Source organism: Holtiella tumoricola (genome assembly GCF_027857615.1).
GTDB lineage: Bacteria > Bacillota > Clostridia > Lachnospirales > Cellulosilyticaceae > Holtiella > Holtiella tumoricola.
Genome location: NZ_JAQIFT010000010.1, coordinates 1 through 17,289, shown reverse-complemented (window position 1 = coordinate 17,289; position 17,289 = coordinate 1). Strand labels below are relative to the sequence as shown.

At 34.6% G+C, this 17,289-nt stretch carries 13 protein-coding genes; 11 read left to right on the top strand and 2 right to left on the bottom strand.

All coding sequences use genetic code 11. The features are described 5' to 3' along the window. The first annotated feature begins 117 nt into the window (after positions 1-117). Positions 118-1,440 (top strand): replication-associated recombination protein A, encoded by a 1,323-nt coding sequence (locus PBV87_RS01500; RefSeq protein ID WP_271010900.1) that lies wholly within the window; start codon positions 118-120, stop codon positions 1,438-1,440. Here PBV87_RS01500 and spoVB read toward each other — a convergent pair whose 3' ends face one another. Further along, positions 1,441-2,964, bottom strand: a complete 1,524-nt coding sequence (gene spoVB, locus PBV87_RS01495; protein ID WP_053984716.1) for a stage V sporulation protein B — start codon at positions 2,962-2,964, stop codon at positions 1,441-1,443. A 148-nt stretch (positions 2,965-3,112) separates the two neighbouring features. Here spoVB and yjbM point away from each other — a divergent pair, with 148 nt between their 5' ends. From yjbM to PBV87_RS01450, 9 genes are all read left to right on the top strand, one after another. Further along, positions 3,113-3,913, top strand: coding sequence for a GTP diphosphokinase (yjbM, locus tag PBV87_RS01490; protein ID WP_053984715.1), 801 nt, complete (start codon positions 3,113-3,115; stop codon positions 3,911-3,913). A gap of 12 nt (positions 3,914-3,925) precedes the next feature. Continuing rightward, complete coding sequence (gene metA, locus PBV87_RS01485) at positions 3,926-4,840, top strand: homoserine O-acetyltransferase MetA (protein ID WP_053984714.1); 915 nt, start codon at positions 3,926-3,928, stop codon at positions 4,838-4,840. Between the two features lie 205 nt (positions 4,841-5,045). Beyond that, complete coding sequence (locus tag PBV87_RS01480; RefSeq protein ID WP_053984713.1) at positions 5,046-5,729, top strand: hypothetical protein; 684 nt, start codon at positions 5,046-5,048, stop codon at positions 5,727-5,729. 167 nt (positions 5,730-5,896) lie between these two features. After that, complete coding sequence (locus PBV87_RS01475; protein ID WP_271010899.1) at positions 5,897-8,263, top strand: hypothetical protein; 2,367 nt, start codon at positions 5,897-5,899, stop codon at positions 8,261-8,263. A gap of 165 nt (positions 8,264-8,428) precedes the next feature. Continuing rightward, positions 8,429-8,785 carry a hypothetical protein gene (locus PBV87_RS01470; RefSeq protein WP_154668825.1) on the top strand — a complete coding sequence of 119 codons (357 nt, stop codon included), beginning with the start codon at positions 8,429-8,431 and terminating at the stop codon, positions 8,783-8,785. A gap of 167 nt (positions 8,786-8,952) precedes the next feature. Beyond that, the gene (locus PBV87_RS01465) at positions 8,953-11,262 is read left to right on the top strand and encodes a type IA DNA topoisomerase (RefSeq protein ID WP_053984710.1); all 2,310 of its coding nucleotides are present in this window, start codon (positions 8,953-8,955) and stop codon (positions 11,260-11,262) included. 256 nt (positions 11,263-11,518) lie between these two features. Next, the gene (locus tag PBV87_RS01460; RefSeq protein ID WP_053984709.1) at positions 11,519-11,692 is read left to right on the top strand and encodes a DUF362 domain-containing protein; all 174 of its coding nucleotides are present in this window, start codon (positions 11,519-11,521) and stop codon (positions 11,690-11,692) included. Between the two features lie 236 nt (positions 11,693-11,928). After that, complete coding sequence (locus PBV87_RS01455) at positions 11,929-12,831, top strand: LysR family transcriptional regulator (RefSeq protein WP_271010898.1); 903 nt, start codon at positions 11,929-11,931, stop codon at positions 12,829-12,831. Positions 12,832-12,865: 34 nt separating this feature from the next. Beyond that, positions 12,866-13,753, top strand: coding sequence for an NAD(P)H-dependent oxidoreductase (locus PBV87_RS01450; protein WP_053984707.1), 888 nt, complete (start codon positions 12,866-12,868; stop codon positions 13,751-13,753). An 80-nt stretch (positions 13,754-13,833) separates the two neighbouring features. Here PBV87_RS01450 and PBV87_RS01445 read toward each other — a convergent pair whose 3' ends face one another. Further along, entirely contained in the window at positions 13,834-15,159 is a 1,326-nt protein-coding gene (locus tag PBV87_RS01445) for an APC family permease (RefSeq protein WP_053984706.1), read from the bottom strand. A 272-nt stretch (positions 15,160-15,431) separates the two neighbouring features. On the opposite strand from PBV87_RS01445, the gene typA reads away from it, so the two are divergent. After that, the gene (gene typA / locus PBV87_RS01440) at positions 15,432-17,240 is read left to right on the top strand and encodes a translational GTPase TypA (RefSeq protein ID WP_053984705.1); all 1,809 of its coding nucleotides are present in this window, start codon (positions 15,432-15,434) and stop codon (positions 17,238-17,240) included. Positions 17,241-17,289 lie beyond the last annotated feature (49 nt).

The following is a 17,289-nucleotide window of genomic DNA, read 5'->3' as shown; positions in this document are numbered from 1 at the left end:
AATTTTAGAAAAGTCAATAGTATTTAATAAATGATAGAATTTAGTCTGCATGTTAATTTCATAACTATATGGTAAAAATATGATATAATGATGTTTCGAAGAATTGAGGTGGATAATATGGATTTATTTGATTATATTAGTGAAAATAAGAAAAGTGTAGACTCACCACTTGCTTCTCGTATGAGACCTAAAAAACTAGAAGAAGTAGTAGGACAAGAACATATATTACAACCAGATAAGTTACTGTATCGTGCGATAAAAGCAGACAAGCTCCAATCTCTCATTTTTTATGGCCCACCAGGAACGGGGAAAACAACAATTGCTAAAGTAATTGCCAATACAACAAAAGCAAAGTTTGTTATTTTGAATGCGACAACCAGTGGTAAATCAGATATAACAGAAGCTGTTAAGGAAGCAAAAGATCATCAGGCTATGACTGGACACAAGACCATTATTTTTGTAGATGAGATCCATCGTTTTAATAAGGCTCAGCAAGATGCGCTCCTTCCTTATGCAGAGGATGGTACGATTATATTAATTGGTGCAACAACAGAAAATCCTTATTTTGAAGTAAATAGAGCGCTTATTTCTAGATCTTTAATTTTTGAACTTCGCCCATTAGGTGAAGAGGCTATAAAAAAAATTATAATTGAAGCGCTAAAAAGCAAAGAGCGTGGACTTGGTGTATATAAGTGTACGATTACAGATGAAGCGTTAGAATTTATAGGTCTTAGAAGTGGGGGTGATGCAAGAAGTGCACTGAATGCTATTGAACTTGCAGCTATGACTACAGAAAGAAGTGAAGATGGACTTATTCATATAGATGCAGCAGTTATGGAAGAATGCATGCAAAAGCGTATGTTGAACTATGATAAAAAGGGTGACAACCATTATGATGTCATCTCTGCATTTATTAAGAGTATGCGTGGAAGTGATAAAGATGCAGTACTTCATTACTTGGCGAGAATGATAGAAGCGGGAGAGGATCCTAAATTTATAGCAAGACGTATTACTATTTGTGCAAGTGAAGATGTAGGTAATGCTGACCCCATGGCTCTAGTCGTAGCAACGAATGCAATGCTTGCAGTAGAACGTATTGGTATGCCAGAAGGGCGTATTATATTAGCACAAGCTGCAGTCTATGTAGCCTGTGCACCAAAGAGCAATGCAAGTTATCTTGGTATTGATGCAGCGCTTAGTGATGTGCGTACTAGAGATATTGGAACAGTGCCATTATATCTTAAAGATAGCCATTATAGTGGTGCAAAAGATTTAGGAAGAGGGATAGACTATCTTTATCCTCACAATTATCCAAATCATTATGTAGAACAAGCGTATTTACCAGAAGCTTTAAGAGGCACTGTATATTGTGAGCTTACAGATGAAGGATATGAACGCAAACAAAAAGAGGCACTTGCAAGACGCAAGTGCCAAGAGTAATTAAATAAATAATTTAATATCTTCTTTTGTAATGGATTTGAATAAAAATAGAAAAACTATGTAGAAGGCTGCAAGACTTAAGGAACCAATTACTGTAGAGATACGTAGACTAAAGAGAGTCATTAAATGATGGTCAAACACATAGTTGAGTGTAAGTCCACCTGCTACAGCAGCTAAAGTAGGTTTAATGAACCAGCCTACAATATCTACAGAAAGGTTAATATGTTTGAGAGCGTGCCATAAATGATAGCAGCTTACAAGTGTAGACTGAATAAGCATTGCCACAACGAATCCAATAATACCTAAGCGTGGAACAAGGATTAAAATAAGGACGATGCATATAACAGAAGCAATACTATTACCCTTAAAGGTTAAGCGTTGAAGTCCTAACCCATTAAGCATACCAGTTAATATATCTCTTAAGTAAAGGAAAGGACAGATAATGGCTAAGTAGCGAAGGAGGTCTCCAACTTCTTGGCGGCCATAGCAAGCCATAGCAATTTCATCTCCTAGTGTTAAAAAGAGTACGCAAGAACCAATTCCAATTACAGCAGAGTATTGTATAGATTTACTTACTGTTTTATGGAGAACTCTGGTGTTGTTCTTAGCTACCGCTTCTGAAATGGCAGGGACAAGAGCAGTTGAAATGGCCATTGTAACCATTGAAGGGAAGAGAAGAAGAGGAAGTGCCATTCCACTAAACATACCATACATACCTAGTGCTTCACTGTTATTCATTCCAAACTTTTGAAGTTGGATAGGGATAAGAATGTTTTCTATAGAGCTTAGGGCTGAAGTAAGAAAACGATTTGCAGTAATAGGAATAGAGATGGTCATCAGTGAGCCCATAATGCTGCGGTAAGGTAATGTTGGTTTGCTTGGTGGTAACTTGCGTTTTTTTAGTTGAAACATAGTGAAAGTAAAGAGTGCAGAACAAAACTCACCAGCGCAAAGGCCAAGAGCACCAAGAGCACAGGCATATTCAATACCTTTTGGAATATAAAGACTAGCAAAGCAGATAATAATAGCCATACGAGCAATTTGCTCGACAACTTGGGCAAGGCCAGAAACAGCCATTTCTTGTCTACCTTGGAAGTAACCACGAATACAACAAGCTATAGCCATAAAGGGAACACATACAAACAAATAGCGAAGAGCAAGTGCAGTACGTGGCTCGTGTATATAGGAGTTTGCAACCCAAGGTGCTGCGACAAAAATAAAACCAGACATAAATGTTGCAATACTTACAGAAATAATTAAGGCGGACCTTAATGTACGGATACCATCTGCATGTCTACCATGAGCTGTATGTTCAGCTACTTTTTTGGATACAGCAAGTGAAATGCCAGCAGATGAGGCTGCCCAGATGAGCATATAGATGGGGAAAATAAGTTGATACAATCCAACACCTTCAGCCCCCATAATATTGGACATGTAAATACGAAAAATAAATCCAAGTATTTTCGTTGCAAAACTGGTTAAGGTTAAAACAATTGTACCAGTGATCAGTGCTTTTTTACCCATAGACTTCCTCCTTATCTAAATACATAACTAGTACAATTTATGAGACAAGTTGGGAAAATATGTGCACTAGAATTTTAAGTTGAGCAAGTTACCGTAAATAAGGTATAATAAAAATGATGAGTTTAGGCAAAAGGATGGTGAACAATAGGTGGAAATTAATAACTGGAAGAAGATTTTAACACCCTATACACAAGCTGTAGAAGAACTGAAAATTAAGTTCAAAGGGATTAGAAACGAGTACATTAACCTGGATGAGTATTCACCAATAGAATTTGTGACAGGCCGTGTTAAGAAAATTTCAAGTATATTAGAGAAAGCTAAAAAGAAAAATATTCCACTGGATCAAGTGGAAGAAAAGATGGAAGATATTGCGGGGATCCGTATTATGTGCCAGTTTGTTGAAGATATTTATACAGTAAGAGAAATTATCCGCAAGCGCCATGGCAAAGATATGTATTTAGTAGAAGAACGTGATTATATCAATAACCTAAAGCCAAGTGGTTATCGTAGTTATCATATGATTATAAAATACCCTGTGCAAACAGCTCAAGGTGAAAAATTGATTTTTGCAGAGATTCAAATTCGTACATTAGCTATGAATTTTTGGGCAACAATTGAACACTCTCTAAGATATAAATATAAGCAAAATATGCCAGAAACAATTCAAGAGCGTCTTAATAAAGCCGCAGAAGCTGCTCATAAGCTGGATCAAGAAATGGCAGAAATACGAGATGAAGTACTTAAAGCACAAGCTGGGTTCCAGGCAGAATCAAACGTAGTAGCAGACATCTTTGGAAATGTGCAAGCACTTGCTAAGAACAATGAACAAGACGACATGAATGAGATTTATGAAATGTTTTGGGGCTTATGGGAAGAAGGCAATGTAGATAAACTTAATAAGTTCAATAAAGAATTAGAAGAAAAAATTCGTCAAGTGTATCAAAGATAGGGAGGAAGTATTTTGCCAATTAGAGTACCAAATCAATTACCAGCAGCAGATATTTTACAAAAAGAAAATATTTTCATCATGGATGAGGAGAGGGCTATTAAACAAGATATACGTGAACTTAAAATAGCTGTATTAAATTTAATGCCTATTAAACAAGACACAGAAGTCCAACTTCTAAGACTACTTGGAAATACCCCTCTTCAAATCGATATTACATTATTAAGACCAGCTTCACATGAATCAAAAAATACATCTAGTGAATACCTTAATACATTTTATAAAACATTTGATGAAATTAGTGAAGAAAGATTTGATGGTATGATTATTACAGGTGCTCCAGTAGAGCAAATACCTTTTGAAGAGGTTACATATTGGGAAGAGTTAGCAGACATTATGGAATGGACTAAAACTCATGTAACTTCTACATTCCATATTTGTTGGGGAGCACAGGCAGGACTTTATTATCATTATGGTATTAAAAAGTTTGACTTGCCAGCAAAACGTTTTGGAGTATTTGAACATTATAAAGTAGGCACGGGACCACTTCTTTATGGATTGGATGACTGTGTATTTATTCCTCATTCAAGGCATACTGAAATCTCTAGGGAAGAAGTAAAAGCTTGTAACTGCGTAGATATTTTATTGGATTCAGAAGAAGCAGGGATAGCACTAGCAATTTCAAAAGATGGCAAACAGATTTTTGCAACAGGTCATGCTGAGTATGACCCTTGGACATTAGGTAATGAGTATAGACGTGATTTAGATAAAGGTTTACCTATACAAATGCCACATCACTATTTTAGAGATGATGATATGGACAAAGGACCAGATGTAAAATGGCGCTCTCATGCTTATATTATGTTTTCAAACTGGCTCAACTACTACGTATACCAAGTAACACCATATAAGTTAGATGAAATAAAATGAAATAGATAGAGATTATAAAAAGCGAGTTAATCAATATAAGATGATTAACTCGCTTTAGCATTATAGCTAAACTAATAGAAGTCTATTTTGAACTTGAATATTTTGATAAGCATATGGATTAGTGAGAAAGGGAACAATTTATTTACTAGCTACACTAAAATAGTGTAGCAAATTAATGATAAATTTAACATAAAGAGGGCATGACATGAGAACAATACGCAAACTAGGAGAAACCCTTATTCCTGTACCGTCAGTTTTTAAAACTTATTTTCATAAAGATTTACCAGAAGATATTCCTTTTGATTATACAGACCAAATCTATGCTGGATTTGATAGTTGCGGTGTACCTATTATTATACCTAAAGATTACAATAGTTATGATTATAGAGAGACACTGTTACCTATAGTTGGTTACACACTAGTAACTAAAAACGTTTGTAAGGCATTAGCATCTTTTATTAAAGACAAAAAAGTCCTAGAAATTATGGCAGGGACAGGATGTCTTACCTATGGCTTGAGAAGTTTTGGAGTTAATATTCATGCAACAGATGATTACTCTGAGGAGTTATTGACTAATTTTTGGATTAAAGATTTAGAACAATTAGATTGTATAGAAAGCGTTAGAAAATATGGTAGCCAGATAGATTATCTTTTAATTTCTTGGTGTGCTCAAAAAGCACCTATTTTAACAGTTATTCAACTTCTAAAACACATTAATCCAAAAGCACAAATCATCTACATTGGTGAAACAAAAGGTGGTTGCACAGGCAATGATGCTTTATGGGATATGGTAACACCTATTAGATATAATAACTTTTATGAAGCGGTTTTATGCTATAGGTCTTGGTATGGATTACATGATCGACCATTTCTATTAAGAATTAATTAATAGTTTAAAATTAATAAGCCACCTTAAGGTGGCTTGTTAATTTTGTACTCATATTTTTCATTTATAAATGTTGGAATAAAAAGAACAAGGTTGTAAGTATTAGGTAGCAAGGTGAAAAAATATTCATATATTATCATAGAAAATAATTTTAGGTTCGGGTGGTGTATATGAATATATCGGGAAATGTAGCATTTGTTCCTAGTGGAGTACCACAGGTAACGTCAGATAGTAAGGCCGTTGCTAATATTTATATGGCTCTACAAGAAAAGGGAGATATAAGTGTTAGTGGAACATTTACAGGACTAGGCATTATAACCAAAACGGATAGTAATGGAGATTTCATATTTAATAATATACCTACTGGTGAATATAGGGTAGTTGAAGCTGCAGGGTATACAGTGAATACAATAAATGATGAATGGAATAAAGCAACATCAATAACAGTAACACCTCAAGATCCAGACGTTTCTGTAATAGATGGAGTACCAAGTGATACGACAAATATTATGTCTTTAACGCCAAATACAGTTTATATTACAGTAATTACATCAGATATTTCAGACATACAGTTTATAGATTCACCAGTAGCCAATATACCATTAGCACTTAATACTTATGTAACGGTGGGAAAAAATTTAATTGTAGAAGGAGGAAATGGAGAATTTGGATTATTACCTAATGGAACTCCTGTTCAAACAAGTCCACCTACTGCGAATCCCCCCTATAACAATTTTGAAACAAGTTTTGAATATGTCCAATATGGTGATCGTTTACCAGTAGATGGAGAGTATTCCATAAGTAATATTATAGATAATATGAATTTTGCTGTGTGGTTTAATACAGCAGACCATAGTACAGGTAATGAAACAGGAAGGATGATGGTCGTTAATGGGGGACATCCTGATCAATCTATATTTACTACTCAGGTAACAGTAAAGGCAAATACAGATTATGTCTTTTCTACATGGATATTAAATTTAGATGCACTTACAGGGTATATTAATCCAGAACTACGTGTAATTATTTCAGGATCAGAAGATATATTTAATAAGTTATTGACACAAAATCTAGGGCTTACTTCAATTCCTACATGGAAACAAGTAGGTGCTGTTTTTAATAGTGCAAGTAATACGGTGTTAACGGTAAGCTTTATTAGTGAAGGTGGTCCCGCCTACGGTAATGATTATCTTATTGATGATATCCGTTTGGAGCAATTAGAAGGTACTCCCGTAACAGATATTCAAAAAAATGTAAATAGAGTGATATGTGAGCCGGGAGATAAATTAACTTATACAATAACTTTTACTAATACAAGTAGTCAAACGCTCAAAGAAGTATTATTTGTTGATCCTTTGTCAAGTAATGTGAATTTGCAAGTAGATTCAGTTATAGTTAATAATGTACAAGTTAATAGTCCATTACTTTCAGAGGGAATTGTATTAAAGGATATAGGACCAAAACAATCCATCAATATTCAGTTCGTAGTACAAGTGGCATCAAATCTAAAAAATGGCACGACAATATATAATACAGGAACTCTTAAATATACCTTTATAGATATGGAAAATAATACAAGGCGGGTAGTAGTAAATACTAATGAAGTGAATACGACTATTATTAACTCAACTTGTCCTATATGCCCTACAGGAGCAACAGGTCCAAGAGGAGAGCAAGGAGTTACAGGAGCAACAGGCCCTAAAGGAGAGCAGGGAGTTACAGGAGCAACAGGTTCACAAGGAGAAAAGGGTTCTACGGGAGCAACAGGCTCACAAGGAGAGCAGGGGGTAACAGGAGCAACAGGCTTACAAGGAGAGCAGGGAGTTACAGGAGCAACAGGCTCACAAGGAGAGCAGGGGGTAACAGGAGCAACAGGCTCACAAGGAGAGCAGGGAGTTACAGGAGCAACAGGTCCCCAAGGAGAAAAGGGTTCTACGGGAGTAACAGGCCCACAAGGAGAGCAGGGAGTTACAGGAGCAACAGGCCCACAAGGAGAGAGGGGAGTTACAGGAGCAACAGGCTCACAAGGAGAAAAGGGTTCTACGGGAGTAACAGGTCCCCCAGGAGAAAAGGGTTCTACAGGAGCAACTGGCCCTCAAGGACCAACAGGACCTGCTGGAAAGGATGCTATTAGAGATTATTTATATATTTGTGCAGAAAAAAATATGTGTGTGAAGTGCTATGAAAAAGTCCCTTTGTTGGATAAAATAGTTTCTAGAGGAGATTCTATCAAATATATAATGGGAAAAAATCAAATAGTGCTAGAAAGTAATAGATCATATTATGTACATTGTACAATATTTGTATTACCAGGTATAGCAAGATGTAAAACAAGTATACAAATTAGTTTTTTAGTTAATTCTAGGAAATATCCAGGAATGTATTGTCAACCAATAAGTCGGAAAACAGAAAAATTTAATTTTATAGGTGATACAATTATTAGGACAGATGATAAAGAGAGTATCTTTAGTTTAAGCAACCAATCATGTGAAAATATTTGTATAGAATATATAAATTTAATGATACTAGAGATATAAATTTATATACGAGAAATAGCAATTGAAATTCATATTTTAAGATGAAATGGATAACCTATTAAAAGGTAAACAGATTAAATACAGATAAATATAGAGTTGTTATATGATTTGAAAATTGTTATAATAGTATATAAGAGTAGTTTACTGTGTTAAGGAGATGAAACAGTGAATAAACGTAAATTTAAAAAGAAAGTCAAGGAGGTCAGAAAACTCATGTGTTGTGGAAGAAGAAAAGAAAGATCAAATAGAGGTTTGTGGTTTGGAATCGCATTAGCTGTAGTTGCAGGATTAGTAGGTCTTGTATTATGGTTAAAATCAAGAAATGATGAATACATTGAAGAATACTATGAGTATTTCGATGATGATCTAGAAGATGAACTAGAAGATGACCTTTATGGCGAAGAAGATGATGATGTAGAATACGTAGCAATTAAAGATTTTGATAAAGAAGACGAAATAGAAGCTGAAGAAGCTACAGAAGAAGTAGTAGAAGCAGATAACACAGACGAAGAAAATAAGTAGTATAATGAAAGCTCTAGGCCAAACTTAGAGCTTTTATATTTCTAAGTATGATATAAGCTAGATCAAGAGACACTATAAAAGCATTTTGTAGTGTCTCTTGTTATGTGTTACAATACTATTTCTAAGAAAAAAATGAGTAGATAAATATTAATGGGAGGGCAATCTAAGTGAAAAGAGTCATTATTGCAGAAAAACCATCTGTCGCTAAAAATATTGCAGATGCCCTGCACATCAAAGGACGAAAAGACGGATATTTTGAAGGGGAAGATTATCTTATTACATGGGCATTTGGTCATCTTGTAGAACTCTATGATGCAAAAGACTATGATGAAAAGATGCAAATTTGGCGTATGGAAAACTTCCCTTTTATACCGGATCAATTTAAATATAAGATCAAGATGGAACAAGGTAAGAAAAAAGTAGATCAAGGTGCCAAGAAACAAATGAAGTGTATCAAAGACCTTATTAACCGTGATGATGTTGATGGTGTGATCTCAGCCTGTGACTACGATAGGGAGGGACAGGTTATCGGAGACTGTATTATGAACTTCTTGAAGGTTAAGAAGCCAAGGTACCGTATACTTCTAAATGAATGGACAGAAGATGAGGTGAAAAAAGGCTTAGAGAAGATAGTTCCTAATGAAACTATGCAGCCATTACAAGATGCAGGTATAAGTCGCCAGCATGCTGATTGGCTTATTGGAATTAACTTAACTTCTGTAGCTACTTTGAAATATAAATCGGGTAAAGGTGAATTATTCAATATAGGACGTGTACTTTTACCAACATTAAAAATGATTTATGACAGAGATATGGAGATTCTTAACTTTAACTCAGAACCCTACTTTAAACTAACAGCTACTTTTAAAGCTGATAAAGAAAGCTATGAAGGGGCCTATACTGTTGATAAGAAAGATAAATTTGAAAAAGAAAATGATCTCATTGCAGTAAAAGAAGCCATTGCAGCTAAACAAGGAAAACTTGTTCAAAAAGATGTAGTAGAGAAGAATGAATATCCACCTGCACTATTCAATCTTTCAGCTTTACAAGGATATATTACAAGTAAATATAATGGGTTTACTTCAGACAAAGTATTAAAAGTAGCTCAAAGTTTATATGAAAAGAAATTTATTACTTATCCTAGAACAGCAAGTAGTGTGTTAGACGAAAGTTTAATAGATAAAGTACAAAAGGTACTTATGGCTCAGAAAAAAGGTACACCTTTTGAAGATGAGATTAAATTCCATAGAAGCCCACGTGTCTTTAACAGTAAAAAAGTAGAAAGCCATAGTGCGATTACTCCAACGTATATGGTACCAACGGGGCTAGGAGGAGAAGAAAAGTTAGTTTATGATGCTATACGTAATCGTTTCTTGATGCAGTTTATGCCTATTTCTATTGTTGAAGAGACTGTATTCACTACAAAAATAGAAGGTGTAGAAGGAGAATTTATCTCTAAAGGAAAGATTCAAAAAGTATTAGGTTGGAAGAAAATTGAAAAAGATAATTCTAAAGATGTCATTTTGCCTGATTTAGAAGAAGGAACAATAGTTGATGTAGCAAAAGCTGAAGTTACAAGTCATGCAACAACACCACCCAAACCATATACAGAAAAAACTTTACTTAGAGCTATGGAGACATGCGGTAAGCAGTTTAAGAACGGTAAAGGTAAAGCAGACAATAATGATGATACTGATGACGTTGAGGAGAATGTAGGTGAAGAGGGAGAAGATAGTGATTTAATGGATGCTATCTTAAGTGGTTTTAGTATTGGTACACCAGCTACCCGTGCAGAGACAATCAAGAAGCTTTGTTATACTCATTATACAGTAATGCAAAAGAAGAATATTCGCTGTACAGAAAAGGGTAAGAAACTCATAGAAACATTACCTGTTAAAGGGTTAATGGACTTAGAGTATACAGGGAAGCTTGAAAAGACCCTATCAGATATTGAAAAGGGAACAGTGAAAAAAGAAACCTTTATGAATCATATTGTTAAGTTTGTGGTAAGTGGTGTAGACACGATCAAGACACAAAGAACAGCGCCTATCCAGTACAACAAAGAAGCTTTTGCACCAACAAGTGTAGCGAGTAAAAAGGTAGCTGCTAATAAAGCATCTACTAGTAAATCAAGTACATCTAAAAATACCTCTTCAAATGGAATTAAAGGAAACGGTGAAAAAGAAATCTTAGGCAAATGTCCACTTTGTGGTAGTGATATTATTGAAGGTGCTAAAGGTTTTGGGTGTATGGGTTATAAATCAGGTTGCCGCTTTGTTATTTGGAAAGAAGATACAACACTTGCACATTATGGGAAGAAGCCAACTAAGACATTAGTGAAGCAGTTGCTTAAAAAAGGCGAAGGCACTTTAAAGGGGCTTAAGACTAAGAATGGAACAAAGTTTGATGCTATTGTAAGTTATACATTTGATAATGAAACAGCAGTAGGGAAATGGGACTTTAGAAGACCTGAGTAAATAGGAGGTGTAGAGGGAGAGAAGGTACCTCTGCACCTCTTAAAAGTTGGAGAAAAATTGAAGCATTTTTAACAATAAAAAATAAAACTTTAATAAGATATTTTTATGCAATTAAGTAGAATAATGAAGTGCTTTTTAAGATGGAAAAATCTTGACATTAGCCTTACAAAAATATATGCTATAGGTGTGTTAACCTTATAGAAAATCCTATAAAAAGGTCAACTATTTTAAAGAGAAAAAATGGAGGTGTTTTATTATGGCATACCGTATTAGTGAAGATTGTATTAGCTGTGGTGCTTGTGAAGCTGAATGTCCAGTAAGCTGTATTTCTGAAGGAGATGGCTTATTCGTTATTGATGCAGATTCTTGTATCGAATGTGGTGCATGTGCATCTGTTTGTCCAGTTGGCGCACCAAACCCAGAAGCATAAGATATACATAGTATAAAAAAGGCCCTTTATGGATTGAATAAATCCATAAAGGGCCTTTTTATAGTGAGTGAAAACATAATAGGTAAAACTTTGATATATAAAAAAATAAATATAGCGTTAAAATATATGGATAACCAAGCGGTTGTAAATGATAGTTACAAATTATACACTATTTTAGTGAACAAAAAGTAAAATATAACCGTTATTGGTAAAATGTTCAATGTGTAGGTGAAAAGATGGAGTATAACCAGTTAAAATATATTGTTGAAATTGTAGAATCAGGAAGTATTTCTAAAGCAGCTCAGGTCTTATTTCTTTCGCAACCTAATTTAAGTAGTCAAGTGACTCAATTAGAAAAAGAAATAGGAAGACAACTTTTTATTCGTGGTAATAGAGGGGTTACACTTACTAAAGAGGGCATAGAAGTTTATCACTATGCAAAGCAAGTAGTAAGCCAATTTGAGCTAACGAAGCAAAAACTATTAAATCATATTAGTGAAAATAAGATTAAAATTGCTTCATGTGGATGTGAAGTAATCGAGCCAGCCTTTTTTGAGGTTTGTAAGGTTTTTAATCAAATGAATTATGAGTTTGAATTAGAGTATTGCAATATTGAACAATGTATTGAGAAATTAGGGAGCCAAGAAGTAGACGTGGCTGTTATTCCTTATACATCTCTTCAATATAAAAAATTAGATCAGTTTTTGATAAACAAAAACTTATGTATGCAAGAAATTTTTACAGGAGAGCTTAAGGTACATGTCAGCGAACAATGGGAATTAAGCAAAAAGGCTAAGATTAATAAAGGAGATTTAAGAGGACTTGTGCATGTGAAGAAAAATATCTTGTTTAGTGGGATGTTTAGCTTAGATTATGAGATGCGTCAATTAGGAATGGAATTTTGCAACAAGAGTTTAGTGACACATCAAATCAAAACCTATGAAGCAGCACTAGCTCATTTACCTTCTTTTGCTATTACACCTGAATGGCATTGTAATTTAGAAGTCAATAGTTATCTTAAAAGAATACCGTTTGCTGGTAATCCCATTTCTGTAACTATTGCTGTAATTAAACGTAACAATGAAGTTCTAAGAAAAGAAGTTTTATATTTTTTAGAGCAATTAAAACGGTATAAATAATATTTATATAAATTGATTTACAAGGAGATTTAAAATGAATAAAAAAATGTTAGCTTCATTATTAGCAGCTGGTTTAGCAATTGCTTTAGTAGGATGTGCACAAGAACAAGTACCACAAGTGAGTGAACCAGTAGAACAAGTGACACAAGCCGAAGTAGAAAACAAAGAGGAAGCAGATGCAACATCAGGGGCTTCAGAAGTAGATGCTGCAACATCAGCATCTATTGTTCCAGCAGAATTAGTACAAGTTTACAGTCCAAAAGGATTCAAAGATACAGATGCTAAAAAAGCATTATTTGTAATAGGTGACCCAAGAAAAGATAGCGTGCATTACGATTTGGCACGTACTGCAATGCAGTATTTTGAAGAAAATGGTGTAGAAGTTGAAGTAAGAGATTTATATGATATGAACTTTAATCCAGTACTTATGCCAGAAGAATTTTATTATGCAAAAGATGGAAATGGTGAACCAACACCTGAGATAAAAAAAGAACAAGAGCTAGTAAGTCAAGCAGATTATATTATCTTCTCTTATCCAAACTGGCATGATACACCAAATGCTATTGTAAAAGGTTATATGGAGAAAGTTTTCGCTAAGAAATTTGCTTATCAAGATACAGAATCAGGTCTACAAGGTATGTTAACAGATAAATCTATCTATACTATTATGAATGCAGGATTCCTTGGTGGTGGTCGTGGCTATATTGGTGATGGTATCGGTATTGATGATGCTGCATGGGATGAATATATGCAGGCATTTGAGGTCTTAGATAATGATACAGCAGGCTTCTGGGGTGTTGAGAACAAAGGAAGATTTGTAAATGATAGAACACCAAAGAATAGTTCAGACAACTATGAAGCAGAAATTAATGAGTTAAGAGATGCTCTCAAAGCAAAACTAAAAGAAGTCTTTTTTAACTAAGAAATTTTTAAAATAAAATCATACATAAAGTTAAATAGAAAGTGCCTCCTATCCTTACAAGAATAGGAGGCACTTTCTATTTATAGGTTTTTAGATTTGTTATGCCAGAATAATGCTCCGCCGATTAATAACAGTACAGAGAATCCTGCATATACAAAGAAGTAAGGATTGCTTATGCTTCCAAATAAAATCATGAGTGAACCACAAGTTGCAAGAATTGGGTTCATTTTACTACGCCAAAATCCTTTGATTTCTCCTTTTTGACCAAGTTGGAAAACTTTGATATAGAGAACAATATAAAGGACATAATTAATAGTGATTGCAATTTCTGATACATCAGAGTTTTGTAAAATTCCACTAGATTGAGTGAAATAGTGAATAATCATCCAAAATACACAAACACTAAAAGCAATCGCTGCGCTAGAAAGTGAAAAACTTAAACCATGTGAAGTTTCTTTGAGTTTTTCAGAGCGAGGGAACATATCTCTTAGAGCAAGAGAGTATGGCAGTCTTAAAAGTCCCATGATAAGTCCATTAACAGTTCCCATTACAGAGATGATAACAAAGATTAAAATAATCTTAGCACCCCATGGACCTACAAGCTGTTGTGCAGCTAAATCTACATGGGCATCCCCGAGTTGCATAACTGTTTCAGGACCAATATATAAACTAATTCCTATGAAGTATAAAAGATAAATTGCTAAGATAAATATAGGTGCAAAAATAAGAGCAATTCTTAAGTTCTTCTTAGCGTCTTTAATTTCATGTCCCATTGATGTTGCAATAATCCAACCATCAAAGGCAAAGGCAACAGGTGTTATAGCTGCGATCCAGCTAGCAGATTGAGCAGTCTCTAATTGATTAGGCGTTAAATGAGTTGGATTGCCACCAATAAGTCCCGCGATACCTATTACAAATAGAGGGATAAGCTTAATTACTGTTGCAAAGTTTTGGAAATAACCCCCAAGTTTCGTTGATAAAATATTGAAGACAAAGAGTACACATACTACGATAGAACCTATCCCAATTTGTACTAATAACGTACCTTCAATAGCAAATAATAAACATGTATAAATCCCAACAACCCACGCTACAACACAGATTAATGTTGGATAGTAAAGAAATGTGTGGAACCAACCAAATGCACAGGCAACATGCTTATTACATGTATCTTCTGCATAGGTAATGATCCCTCCTGCTTTAGTTGTACGGGAAGCGAGTTCGGCAATAGTAAGACTTCCAAAAATGATACTAATTGCTGCAAGGCAGAATACAAGCACACCCAGTTTAATACTTCCGCCTGTTGCAATAAGAATATTATCACTTCTGAAGAAGATTCCTGAACCAATAACGATCCCCACAATCATCCCAATGGTTGTAAATAAACCGTATTCAGTTTTTTTCATAAATGACCTCTTCCTTATCTAATTTTGTCATATATTTCAAGTTATCTTTCGGCATATTAGAATGAAGAAAGATGGAAGAAATATGAATTAAGTAGTAGTATAACATAAGGTAATACAGATGAAAATAATTCTTTATTTATAAAAATGGCTAAAAAAACGCATATTTCATCCTAAATATAGTTAGATGTTACATGTTGAGTAATCAGCATAAGAATGATACAATATCTATTTGTGATAAGATGCGTAGAATTATGCAGAAATGAGGAAAATAGATGAATCATGATAAAATAATTAATATAGCAGTAATTGCCCACGTTGATGCTGGGAAATCTACTCTAGTAGATGCTTTCTTAAATCAGAGTGGTGTATTCCGTGCAAACCAAGAAGTAGTGGACTGCGTAATGGATAGTAACTCTCTAGAGCGTGAGAGAGGGATTACTATTTATTCAAAAAACTGTTCAATTAGACATAAAGATTACAAAATTAACATTGTAGATACACCAGGACATAGTGACTTCTCATCAGAAGTAGAACGTGTTATCAGTACAGTAGATACAGTTATTCTTTTAGTAGACTCAATTGAAGGGCCTATGCCACAAACACGTTTCGTACTTCAAAAGTCTCTTGAAAAAGGGTTAAAACCAATTCTTGTTATTAACAAAATTGATAAACCAAACCACCGTGCTGAAGAAGTAGTAGATATGACATTCGACTTATTCGTAGACCTTAATGCTACAGACGAGCAACTTGATTTCCCAATCCTTTATGGAATTGGTAAACAAGGTATCATGCAATATGAATTAGATCAACCATCAGACAATATCGAACCTCTTCTTGAAACGATTATTAAACAAGTAGGCGAATATCCAAAAGATGATGAAGCACCTCTTCAAATGCAAATTAGTGCATTAGGTTATGACAACTTTATCGGTCGTCTTGGTATTGGTCGTGTATATAAAGGGAAAATCAAAGAAGGTCAAACAGTTCAAATTTCTGCAAATGACGGTACACTTAGAACAGGTCGTGTTGCAAAACTTATGGCATATGAAGGCCTTAAACAAACACCTATTGAAGAAGTAACAAGTGGAGATATCGCAGTTATTGCAGGTATCACTGATATTTCTATTGGTGAAACAGTAGGGGAAGTAGGTAAAGTTGAACCTATGGAACCAATCACAGTTGAAGAACCAACACTTTCTATGAACTTCTTAGTTAATAATTCACCATTTGCAGGTAAAAGTGGTAAATTCGTAACAACAAGACATATCAAAGATCGTCTTGAAAAAGAATTAGAAGTTAACGTTGGTCTTAGAGTAGAATCTATGGATACTACAGATGGATACAAAGTATCTGGACGTGGAGAGCTTCACTTATCTATCTTAATCGAAAACATGCGTCGTGAAGGCTATGAGCTTGGAGTATCAAAACCAGAAGTTATCATGCACAGAGATGAAAATGGTAAACTTGTAGAGCCACTTGAACGTGTTATTGTAACACTTCCAGAACAATATTCAGGAGCAGCAATTGCTAACCTTAATATGAGAAAAGGTATGATGCAAAGTATGGAACCAGAAAATGGTTATGTACGTATTGAGTACCTTTGTACAACACGTGGTCTTTTAGGATTTAGAAGTGAACTTATTACAGATTCTCGTGGAGAAGCTACTCTTGTAAGACGTATTGAAGGTTATACAGAATACGTAGGAGAACTTCCAAGAAGAGCTAATGGTGCACTTATTGCTCAAGAAGCAGGAACAACAATGGGTTACTCACTTAATAACCTTGAAGATCGTGGAATCTTATTCGTACCACCAGCAATAGAAGTATATGAAGGTATGATTATTGGTATGAATGCTAGACGTGAAGATATGACAGTTAATGCATGTAAAAATAAAAAAATGACTAATACACGTTCATCAGGTGCTGACGATGCAATCAGACTTACACCTCCAAAAATCTTCAGCTTAGAAGAAGCACTTGAATTTATTGAAGATGATGAATTAGTAGAAGTAACACCAGATGCAATTCGTTTACGTAAACGTATTCTTAGCGAAGGCGATAGACGTAGAGCAGGACGCTAATTGGATAAATTAATATAAATGTAAAGAGGCTACTATTAAGTAGCCTCTT